This is a genomic window from Stenotrophomonas sp. LM091, assembly GCF_001806305.1.
GTDB classification, from domain to species: Bacteria; Pseudomonadota; Gammaproteobacteria; order Xanthomonadales; family Xanthomonadaceae; genus Stenotrophomonas; species Stenotrophomonas bentonitica_A.
Genome location: NZ_CP017483.1, coordinates 2,899,050 through 2,913,827 on the forward strand (window position 1 = coordinate 2,899,050; position 14,778 = coordinate 2,913,827).

Here is a 14,778-nt window from a genome sequence, read left to right on the forward strand (position 1 = left end):
CCTCCCCGCCTGGTTCAGTCGCACTGCACCTTCGGCGCCAGCGCCTTGCGCCAGATCGCATAGCCTTCCGGGGTCATGTGCAGCATGTCCTCGCGGAACAGCGCGGCGCGTGGCTGGCCATCGGCACCGAGCATCGGCGTGTAGACATCGGTGTAGCCGGTGTTGGGCAGCGAGGCCAGGGCCTTCTGGATCAAGCCGTTGGCTTCCACCACCGCGGGCAGCAGGTTCGCGCGTGACGGGCTGGGCTTGATCGAGATGATCTCCACCGTCGTACTGGGCAGGTCGCGGTGCACGCGCTGCACGAAGGCCACCACGTCATCGCGGACCTGGGCCGGGCTGCGGCCGCTGTTGAGGTCGTTGTCGCCGGCGTAGAAGAACACCTTGCACGGCGCATACGGGATCACGATGCGGTCGGCATACCAGGTGCTGTCGCGCACTTCCGAGCCGCCGAAGCCGCGGTTGAACACCGGCTGGCCCGGGAAATCGGTGGCCAGGCTCTCCCACATCCGGATCGAGGAGCTGCCGATGAACTCGATGCCGCCGCGCGGCGGCGGGTTGGCCGCGTCCTGGGATGCGAACTGCGCCATGTCGCCGGCCCACGCCACGTTGGAGACCTGGGTCGGCACCTGCGGTGCGACAGGGGCGGGGGAGCGCGCCAGCGCGGGCAGGGCGGCCCCCAGGGCAAGAGCGAGCAGAAGGGGGCGGGCACGACGGTGCAGCATGGACGACTCCTGTGGTGGGCGCCTGGGGCGCCCGGACGGGTAGACGTTCATCATAGAAGTTGCGGCCCGGCCGCGCTTTACCACGGACGGGCGTTGGCCGCCTTCGACAATGCCCCGACCGGCTTATGGCAAAATGAGGGATTGCCTGCCCCATTCAGCGATGCCCATGACTGTCTGCCGTGTGCTGTTCCTGCCGTTCCGGCGTGCGTTGCCGACCGGGGTGCCTGCCCATGGCCGATGAAATCGGCCACCTGCCGCGCGGCCCCAAGCGCATCTTCAAGGCCGCGGTGTGGTCCTGGCAGGGGTTGCGTGCGGCCTGGCTGCACGAGTCCTCGTTCCGGCTGGAGGTCTACCTGCTGATCGTGCTCGCGCCGCTGGCACTCTGGCTCGGCCAGACCCCGGTGGAACGCGCGCTGATGATCGGCTCGGTGCTGCTGGTGCTGGCCATGGAACTGGCCAATTCGGCGATCGAGGCGGTGATCGAGCGCTACGGCGCGGAGTTCCACGAGCTCGCCGGTCGCGCCAAGGACATGGGCTCGGCCGCGGTCTTCGTGCTGATGATGAACGTACTGGTGTGCTGGGTCCTGATCCTGCTGCCGCAAATCTTCTGACGCGGTCCTGCCGCGTCATCCCCCCTGTAAGGATGGAAGTCCATGTTCCTTGAGTTGTTGTCCGACCCCAATGTCTGGTTGACCCTGTTCACGCTGAGCGCGCTGGAAATCGTGCTGGGCATCGACAACCTGGTCTTCATCTCGATCGCGGTGAGCAAGCTGCCCGAAGCGCGCCGCCCGTTCGCGCGCAAACTCGGCATCGCGGTGGCCTGCATCACCCGCATCCTGCTGCTGGTCTCGCTGGCCTACCTGGCCCACATGGAAGCCAACCTGTTCACCATCGCCGGCATGGGCATCTCCATCCGCGATCTGGTGCTGATCCTCGGTGGCCTGTTCCTGATCATCAAGGGCACCATGGAGATCCGCGAGCTGATCACCGGCGGCGAAGACGAAGACCCGACCACCACCAAGGCCTCGGCCGTGTTCGGCATGGTGATCGCGCAGATCGCCGTGATCGACATCGTGTTCTCGCTGGACTCGGTGATCACCGCCGTCGGCATCGCCGACCACATCCCGGTGATGGTCGCCGCGATCCTGCTGTCGGTGGCCGTCATGCTGCTGGCCGCCAACCCGCTGGGCCGCTTCATCGACGCCAACCCGACCGTGAAGATGCTGGCCCTGGCCTTCATCCTGCTGATCGGCGTGGTGCTGATCCTGGATGGCCTGGGCGTGCACGTGCCCAAGCCCTACATCTATGCCGCGATGGGCTTCTCGGTGCTGGTGGAATGGCTGAACCTGCTGATGCGCCGCCGCGCCGTGGCGCACAACGTGCCGGGTGCCGGGAACTGGTAAGGGGCGCGGCAGCCCCCTGACCCAGGGGGCGTGGCTGGTTACGCGGGCTTTACTGCAGACGTGGCATGCTCCGGATCCCGTTCATCGAGATCCGGAGCCGGCCATGCGATCGTTCTCCCGTTTGTTGTGCCTGGCCGTGCTGGCCTCCCTGTTGTCCGGTTGCGGCTACAACGCCATCCAGCAGAAGGATGAGCAGGTCAAGGCGGGCTGGGCCGAGGTGCTCAATCAGTACAAGCGCCGCGCCGATCTGATCCCCAACCTGGTGCAGACCGTGGAAGGCTATGCCAACCAGGAACGCCAGGTCCTGACCGATGTCACCAACGCCCGTGCACGCGTGGGGCAGGTCAACGTCAACGCCGACGATGCCGACTCCCTCAAGCAGTTCCAGCAGGCCCAGGGTGAGTTGAGCGGTGCGCTGTCACGCCTGCTGGTGGTCACCGAGAACTACCCGAACCTGAAGTCCGACCAGGGTTTCCGCGATCTGCAGGCGCAGCTGGAAGGCACCGAGAACCGGATCACCGTGGCGCGCGGCCGCTATATCCAGATGGTGCAGGACTACAACACCTACATCCGCCAGTTCCCGCAGGTGATCACCGCCAAGCTGTTCGGCTATGCGACCAAGCCGAACTTCACGGTGGAGAACGAAGCGCAGATCTCGCAGCCGCCGGCGGTCAAGTTCGGTTCGCAGCAACCGGCCCCCGCGCCGCAGCCGCAGCCGCAGGCCCCGCAGCATCCACAGCCGGCGAACTGAGCCCGTGACCATGCGCCTGCTGCGCTGCCTGTTGCTGCTCTGCCTGGCGCTGGCGCTGCCTGCCTGGGCGCAGACCCAGGCGGCGATCCCGGCGATGTCCTCTCCGGTGGTGGATACCACCGGCACATTGGATGCGGCGCAGATCCAGGCGCTGGAGGCGCAGGCGCTGGCGTTGCAGCAGCGCAAGGGCAGCCAGCTGCAGATCCTGATGGTGCCGAGCACCGCGCCGGAAACCATCGAGCAGTACACCCAGCGTGTGTTCGAGCAGTGGTCCATCGGCCGCAAGGGCGTGGACGACGGCGTGCTGCTGGTGGTGGCCAAGGATGACCGCCGGGTACGCATCGAGCCGGGCTACGGCCTGGAAGGCGCGATTCCGGATGCGATCGCCAACCGGGTGATCCAGGAATACCTGGCCCCGCGGTTCCGCAGCAACGACTACGCCGGTGGCCTCACCGATGCCAGCGCCGCGCTGGTCAAGCTGATCGACGGCGAGACCTTGCCCGCGCCGGTCAGCACGCATCGCGTCCAGGACGCCCCGGCGGGGGGCAACTGGACGATGGCGCTGGGCATCGGCCTGTTTGCCGGCCTGTTCCTGCGCGGCATGCTGGGCTGGCTGCCGCGACCGTTGCGCGCGCTGGCCAGCGGTGCCGGTGCCGGGGTGGCGGCGTTCCTGTTCACCTCGCTGGTGGTCGCCAGTGGCGCGGCCGCCGTGGTGGGCCTGCTGGTCGGCCTGACGTCGGCCGGTCGCGGCGGCGTGTTCGCGCGCAGTGGCGGCTGGGGTGGCGGTGGCTGGGGGGGGGGGCGGGTTCGGTGGCGGCGGTGGCTTCGGCGGCGGTGGCGGCTGGGGCGGTGGTGGTGGGCGTTCGGGAGGCGGTGGCGCCTCGGGAGGCTGGTGATGCGCTGGCTCCGGCACGTGTTTTCTCCTTCGGTGCGGCGCGCCTTCCCACCGGCACATCTGCAGGCGATCACCGATGCGATCAGCGCCGGCGAGCGGCGCCACGGTGGACAGGTGATGTTCGCGGTGGAAGCGGATCTGCCGCTGGCCGCGTTGTGGCAGGGCGTCACGCCCCAACAGCGCGCCGAACATGCCTTCGCCCAACTGCGCACCTGGGATACCGAACACAACAACGGTGTACTGATCTACCTGCTGCTGGCCGACCATGCCATTGAGCTGGTCGCTGACCGCGGCCTGCGCGGGCGCATCGGCGAGGCGCAGTGGCAGGCGATCTGCGCGCACATGCAGCAGCGGCTGCGTGAGGGGGCCCTGCAGGCGGGCGTGTTGCTGGCGATCGAAGAGGTGTCGGACCTGCTGGCCGGGCACTATCCGCCCCTTCCGGGGTCACAGGATGACGGCCTGCCGGACACGCCGCAGATCCTGGGCTGAAGCCTGGCAATCGCACGGTCGGGGCCGCCGCGAGGCCGCTCCCGGGCGGCGCTAGAATATCTGCATCCCTGCAAGGCGCCCTTCATGATCTATTTCCACGACATCGACCCCATCGCCATCTCGCTCGGGCCGATCAAGGTGCATTGGTACGGCATCATGTACCTGCTCGGCTTCACCGCTGCCTGGTGGCTGGGGCGCAAGCGGATCGCCGCCGGTCGCCTGCCCGGGGTCGATGCCAACGGCTTCTCCGATCTGCTGTTCTACGCGATGCTCGGCGTGGTTGTCGGTGGCCGCGTGGGCTACATGCTGTTCTACGCGACCGCCGAATTCCTGCACAACCCGCTGCTGTTGTTCAAAGTGTGGGACGGCGGCATGAGCTTCCATGGCGGCCTGCTCGGCGTGCTGTTCGCCTCGTGGTGGTGGTCGCGCAAGCACCGCCTGCACCTGTTCGACACCCTCGATTTCATGTCCCCGCTGGTGCCGCTGGGCCTGGGCTTCGGCCGCATCGGCAACTTCATCGGTGCCGAGTTGTGGGGCAAGTACACCGACGGCACCTGGGGCGTGGTGTTCCCGAGCGGCCTGCCCGCGCCGTTGAACGGGCTGGACCTGGCCACGCTCAAGGCCGAGTTCGCCACTGGCGCGCTCAACCAGTACGCGCGCCATCCCTCGCAGCTGTATGAAGCGCTGCTGGAAGGCCTGGTGATGTTCGTGGTGCTGTGGGCGGTCTCGGCCAAGCCGCGCCACCGCTACGTGATCGCCGGCCTGTTCGCGCTGATGTACGGCATCTTCCGCTTCGCAGTGGAGTTCGTGCGCATGCCCGACAACGGCGTCTACCTCGCCTTCGACTGGTTCACCCGTGGCCAGCTGCTCAGCCTGCCGCTGGTCGCCTTCGGCCTGGTCCTGCTGGCGCTGTCGCGTCGCGCGCCGGTGCTGCAGCCGGTGGTGCCGGTCGCCCCGGCAGGAGCCAAGGCATGAAGGCCTACCTGGCGCTGCTCGAGCACGTGCTGGAGCACGGCACGGAAAAATCCGACCGCACCGGCACCGGCACGCGCAGCGTGTTCGGCTGGCAGATGCGCTTCAACCTCAATGACGGCTTCCCGCTGGTCACCACCAAGAAACTGCACCTGCGCTCGATCATCCATGAGCTGCTGTGGTTCCTGAAGGGCGATACCAACATCGGGTACCTGAAGGACCACCAGGTGCGGATCTGGGACGAATGGGCCGATGCCAACGGCGACCTCGGCCCGATCTACGGCAAGCAGTGGCGCAGCTGGGGCACTGCCGATGGCGGGGCGATCGACCAGATGCAGTGGCTGGTGGACGAGATCAAGCGCAACCCCGATTCGCGCCGGCTGGTGGTCAGTGCCTGGAACGTGGGCGAGCTGTCGCAGATGGCGTTGATGCCGTGCCACAACCTGTTCCAGTTCTATGTGGTGGACGGCAAGCTCAGCTGCCAGCTCTACCAGCGCAGCGGCGACATCTTCCTGGGCGTGCCGTTCAACATCGCCAGCTACGCGCTGCTGACCCACATGGTGGCGCAGGCCACCGGGCTGGGCGTCGGCGATTTCGTGCACACCCTGGGCGATGCGCACCTGTACTCGAACCATGTCGAGCAGGCCCGCGAACAGCTCGCCCGCGAGCCGCGCGCGCTGCCGACGCTCTGGCTGAACCCCGAGGTGACCGATCTGTTCGGGTTCCAGTTCGAGGACATCCGCATCGACGGTTACGACCCGCACCCGGCGATCAAGGCTCCGGTGGCCGTGTGAGTGGCCCGCGCATGAAGCTCTCGCTGATCGCTGCGCTCGACACCGGGCACGGTATCGGTCGTGACAACGACCTGCCATGGAAGCTGCCGGACGATCTCAAGCGCTTCAAGGCGCTGACCGTCGGCAAGCCGATCCTGATGGGGCGCAGGACCGCGCAGTCGCTCGGTCGCGCCCTGCCGGGCCGCCTGAACCTGGTGCTGACCCGCAGTGGCCAGGTGCCGTTCGAGGGCATGCAGGCGGTGGCTTCGATCGAGCAGGCGCTGCAGGCTGCAGGCGATGCGGGGGCACAAGAGTTGTGCGTCATTGGTGGCGGCGAAATCTATCGCCTGGCCATGGACCAGGCCACCGATCTGCACCTGACCTGGGTGGACACCACCGTGCCGGCTGATACCCATTTCCCTGCCGTCGATCCAGCGCGGTGGGTGGAAGTGGCGCGCGAGCACCACGCGGCCGATGAGCGGCACGCATTCGCATTCGATTTCGTGGATTACCGCCGCGCCTGAGCCGGCGGTGAAGGCAGGCCGGTCGTGTTGACCGGCCTGCGGATCACTCCGCGTCGCTGGTGACGTCGCTGTGCTGCGGCTGCGGTTGTGTGCTTTGTGCGGGCTTGGTGCCGCCACCTTGGCGACCTTGGCCGCCCCGGCCACGGTCGCGCCCCTGGCCTTGGCCCTGCCGCGGCGGGCGCCCGTTCGGCGGCGTGCCTTCGGCGGCCGGCCGGCGTGCCGGCGGACGCGGCGCGGAGACCGGCTTGGGCACGTCGCGGCCCGGCACCTGCACCACGCGCAGCTCGTCGGTATCCAGCTGCAGTGCGGTGAGCTTGCCCCCCAGACCGCGCCGGTATCGATGGCGTGCACGCCCTGGGTGATGGTCAGGCCCAGGGCGGACCAGTGCCCGCAGACGATCTTCAGATCGCGCTCGGCGCGGCCCGGCACTTCGAACCAGGGATACAGCCCCTGTTCCTGCGTACCCGGCGTGCCCTTGTCCTCGATCCCGATCCGGCCACGCGGCGTGCAGTAGCGCATGCGGGTGAACAGATTGATGATCGCGCGGGAGCGGTCGTAACCGGCCAGGCCGGGCGACCAGCTCGGCTTGTCGCCGTACATGTTGCGGAACAGCTTGCGGTAGCCACTGCCATGCAGCTGCTGCTCGACCTCGCGGGCGTGCTTCTCGGCCAGCTGGGTGGTCCATTTCGGGGCCAGCCCGGCGTGGATCATCATCCAGCCCAGCTCACGGTCCACATGGGCCAGCTTCTGCATGCGCAGCCATTCCAGCAGTTCGTCGCGGTCCTCGGCCTGCACGATGCGCAGCAGGTCCGGGTTGACCTTGCGCTGCTCTTCCTCGGTGCGTGCACCGACCGCAAGCAGCGACAGGTCATGGTTGCCCAGCACGATCACGCTGCTCTCGCGCAGCGAATGGACCAGGCGCAGGGTTTCCAGCGACTGCCCACCGCGGTTGACCAGGTCACCGCAGAACCACAGCTTGTCGACCGCGGGGTCGAAGTTGATCTTTTCCAGCAACCGCTGGGTGACGTCGTAGCAGCCCTGCAGGTCGCCGATGGCCCAGACACTCATGCGTGCGCCTCCATCAGTGCAGTGTGCGCGGAACGGTCAGGACGAACGGCGCGATGGGGGCGGCGAACTCGGTGCCATCATCGGCCACCATGTCGTAGTGCCCCTGCATCGTGCCGTGCTCGGTCTCCAGCATGACACCGGAGGTGTAACGGAAGTCTTCACCGGGGCGCAGCCGCGGCTGCTCGCCGATCACCCCGTCGCCGTCGACCCGCTCGGTGCGGCCATTGGCATCGGTGATCCGCCAGTGGCGGGCCACCAGGCGTGCGGCGACGCGCCCCTGGTTGAGGATGCGGATCGTGTAGGCGAACGCGTAGCGCCCGTCCTCCGGCGTGGACTGGTCATCGAGGAAGCGGGGGGCGACCTCGACGGAGATCGCGTAATTTGCAGCGTCGTTCATGCAGGCAGTGTAGTAAAAGTTGTGCACGATGAGATGAGTGCTGCCCGGCTGGCAGCGCCCCGTCATGAAGGTCAGGCGGTTCCACGTGCGCGCGGCGCCCGGGGGCCGCGGGCGAGGCGCTCATCCCTGCGCGGCGTCGTCACCGTCGGTGTACGGCACGTTCGCCAGCGCGATGAACTGCGCCACGTCCAGCTGCTCGGCACGGGCATCGCTGCGCACCCCGGCTGCTTCGAACTGCTCGGGCGTGCATACGTTCTGCAGTGCATTGCGCAGCGTCTTGCGGCGCTGCCCGAAGGCGGCCTTGACCACGTGGGCAAATCGCTTGCGGTCCAGGATGCCGACCGTGGCCGGATCGCGCGGGACCAGCCGCACCACGGCCGAATCGACCTTCGGCGGCGGCCGGAACGCACCCGGCGGCACCACGAACAGCGAGGTCACCTTGCAGAACGCCTGCAGCATCACGCTCAGCCGGCCGTAGACCTTGCTGCCCGGATCGGCGGCCATGCGGTCGACCACTTCCTTCTGCAGCATGAAGTGCATGTCGGTGATCACCGCCGCGTGGTCCAGCGCATGGAACAGGATCGGCGAGGAGATGTTGTAGGGCAGGTTGCCGACCAGGCGGATCGGACTGCCGGCGGCCAGCTCGGTGAAATCCACCTGCAGCACGTCGCGGTGGATGATGGTCATCTCACCCAGCGGTTCGGCGGCGGCGGCCAGCGGCCCGACCAGGTCGCGATCGAACTCGATCACGGTCAGTTTCGGGTGGCGGCGCAGCAGTGGCAGGGTGATGGCGCCCTGGCCGGGGCCGATTTCGACCAGGCGGTCGCCGTCCTTCGGGTTGACCGCCAGGACGATCTTGTCGATGTAGCTGCGGTCGGCGAGGAAGTGCTGGCCGAGCTGCTTCTTGGCGGGGCCGGAGAAACCGGGCGCGCCGGAGGAGGAATACGAAGAAGTCATGGCACCAGTGTACGTTGGCGCGCCAGCCGGGCACACAGCGCGGTGGCAGCGAGGAGGCTGGAGGGGTCGGCGATGCCGCGGCCGGCCAGGTCCAGGGCGGTGCCGTGGTCGACCGCGACGCGCGGGTAGGGCAGGCCCAGGGTGATGTTGACGGCCTGCTCGAAGCCGCTGTACTTGAGCACCGGCAGGCCCTGGTCGTGGTACATGGCCAGCACCGTGTCGAAACCGGCCAGCTTGGCCGGCAGGAACGCGGTATCGGCCGGCAGCGGGCCGACCAGGTCCATGCCCCGGGCGCGCAGGCGCTCCAGCAGCGGGATGATCAGGTCCAGCTCTTCGCGGCCCAGATGGCCGTCTTCGCCGGCATGCGGGTTGAGCCCGAGCACGGCGATGCGCGGCGAGGGCAGGCCGAAATCGCGCTGCAGGGCGTCGTGCACGATCTGCAGGGTCAGGGCCAGGCTCTCGGCGGTGATCGCATCGGCGACCGAGCGCAGCGGCAGGTGGGTGGTCGCCAGGGCGACCCGCACGATCTGGTTGGCCAGCATCATCACCACCGGGGTGCGGGCCTGGTCGGCCAGCAGTTCGGTGGTGCCGCTGTAGGCGATGCCGCCTTCATTGATGACCGCCTTGTGCACCGGGCCGGTGACCACGCCCGCCAGCTCACCGGTCAGGCAGGCCTGGCCGGCCTGGCGCAGGGCGCCGATCACCGCGCCGGCATTGGCCGGGTCGGGAGTGCCGAAACGGGATGGCACCGCATTGGGCACCACCCGCAACGGCAGATCGCCCGGCTGGCGGGCGATCGCGTCTTCAGGCAGGAGCTGCAGCGGCAGCGACAGCGCCGCGGCGGCGGCGTGCAGGGTATCCGGGTCGGCGAAGGCCAGCAGCCGGCAATCGGCGCGCGGCTGCTGGATCAGGCGGAGGCAGAGCTCCGGGCCGATCCCCGCCGGCTCGCCCGGTACCAGCGCGAGCTGCGGGAGCATGGATCAGGACTGCGGCGGCGTGGTCGCCGCGGCACCCGGCGCATAGCCGCGCATGTCCACGTAGGCTTCGCCACGCAGTTCCTGCAGGAAGCGGTTGTACTCTTCCTCCAGCTTGCGGCGGCCGATCGTTTCACGGATCTGGGCACGCTGGTTGTCGGTGGTGGCATCGGTCTGGCGCGTGGCAACGCGCTGGACGATATGCCAGCCGGCATCGGTGCGGAACGGCTGGCTCACGCCGCCGTCGGCCACGCCTTCGACCTGCTTGCCGAAGTCCGGGCCGAATGCATCGACCGGGAACCAGCCCAGATCGCCGCCCTGGCCCTTGCTGTTGTTGTCTTCCGAGGATTCCTTGGCGACCGCGTCGAACTCGGCGCCACCGGCGATGCGGGCGCGCAGCGTGTCGATCTTGGCCTTGGCCGCGGCGTTGTCCTGCTGGTCGGTGATGCGGACCAGGATGTGACGGGCGTGGTACTCGGTGATGGTGTGACCGCCGGCGGCGGCCGCGCTGGCATCACGCACCTCCACCAGCTTCAGCAGCTGGAAGCCGCTGGGGCCACGCAGCGGACCGACCACGTCGCCGGTCTTCATTTCCTTCATCATCTGCGCGAAGGCATTGGGGATCTCATCCAGCGAACGCCAGCCCAGGTCGCCGCCTTCCAGCGCGTTCGGGCTGTCCGAATAACGGACCGCCGCGGCGTTGAAGTCGATCTCACCCTTGTCCAGCAGTGCCTTGACGCCATCGGCCTTCTTCTGGCCGGTGGTGATCTGCTCGGCGGTGGCACCTTCGGGCAGGCCGATCAGGATGTGGGCCAGGTGGTACTGGGTGCCCACGGTGGCCTGCTGCTTGAGCGCGCCATCCACTTCGCCTTCGCTGACGGTGATGCGGCTCTGCGCGAAGCTCTGGCGCAGGCGCTGGACGGTGATCTCGTCACGCACCGAATTGCGGAAATCGTTGAAATCCAGACCGTCGCTGGCCAGACGCTGGCGCAGGGCATCCAGGGTGGAGCCGTTCTGCTGGGCGATGGCGTTGATGGCCTGGTTCAGTTCCTGGTCGCTGACCTTGATGCCGCTGCTCTCGGCACGCGCCACCTGCAGCTTGACCAGGACCAGACGCTCCAGCACCTGGCGGCTGAGCACATCATCGGGCGGCAGCTGGTTTTCGCGACCGGCGTACTGCGCCTTGATGTTCTGGACGGCACGGTCCAGTTCGCTCTGCAGCACGACGTCCTCATCGACGATCGCCGCGATGCGGTCCAGCGGCTGACTCTGCTGGGCCAGCACCTGCAACGGGGCCGTCGCGGAGGAGACCGCCAGCAGGGAGGCGAGGAGTACGGGAAGGGTCTTGGTCATGGGATCTGATTCGGATCGTAGTCGTCGCGGGCTGCACCGGTGTTGCTGGGCGGCACCAGATAGAGGTCGTCTCGGTAGTAGCCGAGAATAGCACGGCGCAGGGTGCGGTCCGTGTTCTGGCCGATGGAGCTCAGGCCCTTGAGCACGAACTCGATCTGGAAGGAGTTGTTGAGTTCACCCTCGCGGTTGCGCACGTAGCGGCGGGCGATGGCGCGAACGGCCAGGCAGCAGCTGTCCCACTGCACACCGCCGATGATTTCCAGCGGGGCGCGGTCCTGGATGGAGTAGTAATAGCGGCCGACCAGGCTCCAGCGCTCATTGAGCGGGTACAGGAAGGACAGGTCGGCCTGCTCCAGCAGGGTCCGGTCGCGGCGGGTCGCCGTGGTCGAGGCCTGCGGATTCAAACGGCTGCGGTAGGTCAGATTGACGATGCCGTCGTTGGACATCAGGTAGCGCGCGCGCACGCTGGCCAGGTCCTCACGCTTGTACTTGGGGTCCCACTGGTAGGTGGCGCCCAGCGTCCAGCGGTCGTTGATCATGTAGTTCGTATCGGCGATCCAGGCCGACTTGCCCTGCTCGACCGGGGTTTCACTGCTGTTGAGCGTGACCCGTGAATCATCGAAATACAGGATCTGGCCGATGCTGCCGGAGAAGCGCTCCTTACCGGTGTCCTGGTCGATGAAACGGGTGCTCACCGCCATGGTCAGCTGGTTGGCATCGTTCTGCCGATCGGCGCCGGAATAGCGCGAATCGCGGAACAGCTGGCCCCAGCTGAAGGTGAAGTCACGCGTATCGAACACCGGCAGATCGCTCTGGTCGCGGTACGGCGTGCGCAGGTAGAACAGGCGCGGTTCCAGGGTATGCAGGAAGCGGGTATCGCCGATTTTGGTCTCGCGATCGAAGAACAGGCCGGCGTCGATGGTGCCGATCGGCAGGCTGCGGCTTGGCGAAGTATTGCCGCGTAGCTGGTCCGGGGTGGCCACCGCCAACTGTTCCGGGGTCAACTGGCTGCGGCGGATACTGTCGGCCAGACCGCGCTCCAGGTCGTACCCGGTGTAGCGGTAGGCCAGGGTCGGGGTGACGTACCAGGCCGCGCCACTGAAGGGCATGGACACATACGGCTTCACGTCCAGGCGCGAGCCGCCGTCCATGCTGCGTGACACGCCGGTGCGCTCGTACTCCTGGTCGGCGCCGAACTTCTCATGCACATCCAGGTGCGTGAAGTTGACGGCTTCGGCGTACACGCCGGTTTCCAGCCAGGGCAGCAGCGGCTTGTCCCAGTTGACGAACAGGCGCGGCTGGCGGGCGTAGGGCAGGGACGCTTCGGTCAGGGTGTAATCGGTGAGCTGCCAGTAATCGGCCATCAGGCCGCCGGTCCAGTTCTCGCCGGTGCCGTAGATGCCGATCTGGCTCTGCAGGTTGGAGGTGGTCACGCCGAGCAGCCGGTTGGAGAAATCCTCCAGATAGCGCTCATCGCTGACCCAGGCCAGGCTGGCACGGGCCTGCCAGTTGGCGTTGATGTTGTGATACCCGCTGAACTCCACGCGGCCGCGATCCTTGTCGCGCAGCTTGTCGTTGGGCAGGTAGGCGGTCAGCAGTTCGCCGCGGCCACCGTCGTAGAGGTAGCGGAATTCGTTGTCGAGCATGAAGCCGCGCTTGCTCATGTAGCGCGGCATCAGGGTGTCGTCGAAGTTCGGCGCCAGGTTCAGATAGATCGGCTGGGTGTAATCGAAGCCGTTGCGCCCGGACAGGCCAACCTGCGGATAGAGGAGGCCGGTCTGGCGGCGATCATCGATCGGGAACTTGAAGTAGGGCGCCCACAGCACCGGCACCTTGCCGATCCGCAGCACCGCGTTGCGTGCGGTGCCGAAACCGGCGTCGTTATCGACCTCGATCTGCGGTGCCGACAGCTTCCATACCGGCTGCGAGGGATCGCAGGTGGTGTAGGTGGAGCGGTGCATCTGGCCGACCGCACCCTGCAGGTCGATCGACTCGGCGCCACCATTGCCGCGGCGGGACACCAGCTGATACTGGATATCGCTGATCTTGTGGGTGTCGCTTTCCTGGTTGCCCTCGGCGCGACGGGCCTTCATCCGGATCGAGGAGTCCTGGTAACGGACATTGCCCTCGGCGATGTAGTTGCCGCTTTCGGTATCGAAGCTCAGGTTGTCGGTGCCCAGGAACTGGTCGCCGCGCTTGAGCGCGACATTGCCCTGGTAGTTGGGCACCACGGAGGTACCGGTCAGTTGGTCGCCTTCGATGTCCGTCGGCTGCTGGTCACGCGTCGCGGCCGCGGCTTTGTCGGCCTTGGGCGCGTCGTCGAACACGGGCAGCACGTCGGTCACCGGGCACAGGCCCCAGTTCACCGGCTTGTCGTCGGCCAGGGCCGGCAGGCAGATGGCGATACTGAGGGGGAGGGGCAGCAGGCGGAGGGCTCGGCGCACGCGGTATCGGATTCGGACGAAAACGGATCGTAGCTTGCCCCATCCCTTGCATAGGGGCAATGAAGGTCCGGCCCAGGCAGGGGGCCGGGTTCATTCGCCGGGCGGCCCCGCGCGGCTCAGCGCAGCTGGCCGACGTGGGCCACGCTGCACTCGGCCAGGGCCTGCAGGTCGTAACCGCCCTCGAGCATGGAGACGATCCGGCCGGCCCCGTGGCGCCGGGCCAGGCCGCGCAGCTCGGTGGTGATCCAGGCGAAATCCTCGGTTTCCAGCATCAGGTCGGCCTGCGGATCGCGCATGTGCGCATCGAAGCCGGCCGAGATCAGCAGCAGTTGCGGGCGGAAATCATCGATGGCCGGCAGCATCTCATCGGCCCAGGTGTTGCGGAAGCGGAAGCCGCCGCTGCCCGGCGGCAGCAGGATGTTCATCAGGTTGCCGGCCCCGCGGTCGCGGCGCAGGCCGGAGTTGGGGAACAGCCCGGCCTGGTGGGTGCTGTAGTAGGCCACGCCGGGATCGGCGATGAAGATGTCCTGGGTGCCGTTGCCGTGGTGCACGTCGAAATCGACGATGGCGATCCGCTCCAGCCCATAGCGGTCACGCGCATAGGCCGCGGCGATGGCGATGTTGTTGAACAGACAGAAGCCCATGGCGGTGCTGGCGCTGGCGTGGTGGCCGGGCGGGCGCACCGCGCAGAAGGCGACCGGGTCGTCGCCGAGCATCACCGCATCCACCGCGGCGACGCCGGCACCGGCTGCATGCAGGGCCGCGCTGGCCGAGCCGGGCGAGGTCATGGTGTCCATGTCGATCAGGCGCAACGGCTCGGTCTGCGGCTTGAGCACCAGGTCGATCAGTTCGCTGTCGTGGACCCGGGCCAGCTCGCCGAGCTTGGCGGGCGGTGCTTCGCGCCAGTCCAGCTGGTCCGGATAGGCCGCCTTCAGCGCATCGAGTACCCCCTGCAGGCGCGCCGGGCATTCGGGATGGCCGCGGCCGGGATCGTGTTGCAGACAGGCGGGGTGGGTGAAAACCAGCATGCGGGCAGGATATCCGGTGGGGCGGCGG

14 protein-coding genes and 2 pseudogenes are annotated in these 14,778 nt (G+C 67.6%); 8 read left to right on the top strand and 8 right to left on the bottom strand.

All coding sequences use genetic code 11. From position 1 onward, the window contains the following. Window positions 1-14 precede the first annotated feature (14 nt). Complete coding sequence (locus tag BIZ42_RS12595) at window positions 15-722, bottom strand: SGNH/GDSL hydrolase family protein (protein WP_070426649.1); 708 nt, start codon at window positions 720-722, stop codon at window positions 15-17. A gap of 230 nt (window positions 723-952) precedes the next feature. Between BIZ42_RS12595 and BIZ42_RS12600 the strand changes: the two genes are divergently transcribed. The 8 genes and pseudogenes from BIZ42_RS12600 to BIZ42_RS12635 all read left to right on the top strand — a co-directional run bounded on the left by BIZ42_RS12600 (window position 953) and on the right by BIZ42_RS12635 (window position 6,529). Beyond that, a complete protein-coding gene (locus BIZ42_RS12600) occupies window positions 953-1,333 on the top strand; it encodes a diacylglycerol kinase (RefSeq protein ID WP_019182439.1) in 381 nt (126 codons plus the stop codon). 42 nt (window positions 1,334-1,375) lie between these two features. Continuing rightward, window positions 1,376-2,125: a TerC family protein gene (locus tag BIZ42_RS12605; RefSeq protein WP_046273668.1), complete on the top strand. Its 750-nt coding sequence runs from the start codon at window positions 1,376-1,378 to the stop codon at window positions 2,123-2,125. A gap of 103 nt (window positions 2,126-2,228) precedes the next feature. After that, a complete protein-coding gene (locus BIZ42_RS12610; RefSeq protein ID WP_070426650.1) occupies window positions 2,229-2,876 on the top strand; it encodes a LemA family protein in 648 nt (215 codons plus the stop codon). 4 nt (window positions 2,877-2,880) lie between these two features. Then, a pseudogene (locus BIZ42_RS12615) lies at window positions 2,881-3,772 on the top strand (TPM domain-containing protein). Next, window positions 3,772-4,260, top strand: a complete 489-nt coding sequence (locus BIZ42_RS12620) for a TPM domain-containing protein (protein WP_070426651.1) — start codon at window positions 3,772-3,774, stop codon at window positions 4,258-4,260. Before BIZ42_RS12615 ends, BIZ42_RS12620 begins: the two are co-directional and overlap by 1 nt. Window positions 4,261-4,344: 84 nt before the next feature. Then, entirely contained in the window at window positions 4,345-5,235 is an 891-nt protein-coding gene (gene lgt / locus BIZ42_RS12625; protein WP_070426652.1) for a prolipoprotein diacylglyceryl transferase, read from the top strand. After that, window positions 5,232-6,026: a thymidylate synthase gene (locus tag BIZ42_RS12630; protein ID WP_019182433.1), complete on the top strand. Its 795-nt coding sequence runs from the start codon at window positions 5,232-5,234 to the stop codon at window positions 6,024-6,026. The genes lgt and BIZ42_RS12630 overlap by 4 nt, the downstream gene beginning before the upstream one ends. Window positions 6,027-6,037: 11 nt before the next feature. Beyond that, complete coding sequence (locus BIZ42_RS12635; protein WP_070426653.1) at window positions 6,038-6,529, top strand: dihydrofolate reductase; 492 nt, start codon at window positions 6,038-6,040, stop codon at window positions 6,527-6,529. Window positions 6,530-6,572: 43 nt separating this feature from the next. Here the strand turns inward: BIZ42_RS12635 and BIZ42_RS12640 are convergent. The 7 genes and pseudogenes from BIZ42_RS12640 to BIZ42_RS12670 form a co-directional block, all read right to left on the bottom strand. Then, window positions 6,573-7,597 (bottom strand): annotated as a pseudogene (locus BIZ42_RS12640) (symmetrical bis(5'-nucleosyl)-tetraphosphatase). Window positions 7,598-7,610: 13 nt separating this feature from the next. Beyond that, window positions 7,611-7,994: a Co2+/Mg2+ efflux protein ApaG gene (apaG, locus tag BIZ42_RS12645; protein WP_046272001.1), complete on the bottom strand. Its 384-nt coding sequence runs from the start codon at window positions 7,992-7,994 to the stop codon at window positions 7,611-7,613. A 120-nt stretch (window positions 7,995-8,114) separates the two neighbouring features. Next, window positions 8,115-8,951 carry a 16S rRNA (adenine(1518)-N(6)/adenine(1519)-N(6))-dimethyltransferase RsmA gene (rsmA, locus tag BIZ42_RS12650; protein ID WP_019182429.1) on the bottom strand — a complete coding sequence of 279 codons (837 nt, stop codon included), beginning with the start codon at window positions 8,949-8,951 and terminating at the stop codon, window positions 8,115-8,117. Next, on the bottom strand, window positions 8,948-9,928 hold the full coding sequence (pdxA, locus tag BIZ42_RS12655; RefSeq protein ID WP_070426654.1) for a 4-hydroxythreonine-4-phosphate dehydrogenase PdxA: 981 nt from the start codon (window positions 9,926-9,928) through the stop codon (window positions 8,948-8,950). The genes rsmA and pdxA overlap by 4 nt, the downstream gene beginning before the upstream one ends. Window positions 9,929-9,931: 3 nt before the next feature. Continuing rightward, window positions 9,932-11,278, bottom strand: a complete 1,347-nt coding sequence (locus BIZ42_RS12660; RefSeq protein ID WP_019182427.1) for a peptidylprolyl isomerase — start codon at window positions 11,276-11,278, stop codon at window positions 9,932-9,934. Then, window positions 11,275-13,722: an LPS-assembly protein LptD gene (lptD, locus tag BIZ42_RS12665; RefSeq protein WP_070426655.1), complete on the bottom strand. Its 2,448-nt coding sequence runs from the start codon at window positions 13,720-13,722 to the stop codon at window positions 11,275-11,277. The genes BIZ42_RS12660 and lptD overlap by 4 nt, the downstream gene beginning before the upstream one ends. A gap of 116 nt (window positions 13,723-13,838) precedes the next feature. Beyond that, window positions 13,839-14,750, bottom strand: a complete 912-nt coding sequence (locus tag BIZ42_RS12670; RefSeq protein WP_019182425.1) for a histone deacetylase family protein — start codon at window positions 14,748-14,750, stop codon at window positions 13,839-13,841. Window positions 14,751-14,778 lie beyond the last annotated feature (28 nt).

Excerpts from the sequence above, each read along its gene's own strand:
- BIZ42_RS12595 (WP_070426649.1), bottom strand. The coding sequence starts at position 722 with ATGCTGCACCGTCGTGCCCGCCCCCTTCTGCTCGCTCTTGCCCTGGGG.
- BIZ42_RS12600 (WP_019182439.1), top strand. The coding sequence starts at position 953 with ATGGCCGATGAAATCGGCCACCTGCCGCGCGGCCCCAAGCGCATCTTC.
- BIZ42_RS12605 (WP_046273668.1), top strand. The coding sequence starts at position 1,376 with ATGTTCCTTGAGTTGTTGTCCGACCCCAATGTCTGGTTGACCCTGTTC.
- BIZ42_RS12610 (WP_070426650.1), top strand. The coding sequence starts at position 2,229 with ATGCGATCGTTCTCCCGTTTGTTGTGCCTGGCCGTGCTGGCCTCCCTG.
- BIZ42_RS12620 (WP_070426651.1), top strand. The coding sequence starts at position 3,772 with ATGCGCTGGCTCCGGCACGTGTTTTCTCCTTCGGTGCGGCGCGCCTTC.
- lgt (WP_070426652.1), top strand. The coding sequence starts at position 4,345 with ATGATCTATTTCCACGACATCGACCCCATCGCCATCTCGCTCGGGCCG.
- BIZ42_RS12630 (WP_019182433.1), top strand. The coding sequence starts at position 5,232 with ATGAAGGCCTACCTGGCGCTGCTCGAGCACGTGCTGGAGCACGGCACG.
- BIZ42_RS12635 (WP_070426653.1), top strand. The coding sequence starts at position 6,038 with ATGAAGCTCTCGCTGATCGCTGCGCTCGACACCGGGCACGGTATCGGT.
- apaG (WP_046272001.1), bottom strand. The coding sequence starts at position 7,994 with ATGAACGACGCTGCAAATTACGCGATCTCCGTCGAGGTCGCCCCCCGC.
- rsmA (WP_019182429.1), bottom strand. The coding sequence starts at position 8,951 with ATGACTTCTTCGTATTCCTCCTCCGGCGCGCCCGGTTTCTCCGGCCCC.
- pdxA (WP_070426654.1), bottom strand. The coding sequence starts at position 9,928 with ATGCTCCCGCAGCTCGCGCTGGTACCGGGCGAGCCGGCGGGGATCGGC.
- BIZ42_RS12660 (WP_019182427.1), bottom strand. The coding sequence starts at position 11,278 with ATGACCAAGACCCTTCCCGTACTCCTCGCCTCCCTGCTGGCGGTCTCC.
- BIZ42_RS12670 (WP_019182425.1), bottom strand. The coding sequence starts at position 14,750 with ATGCTGGTTTTCACCCACCCCGCCTGTCTGCAACACGATCCCGGCCGC.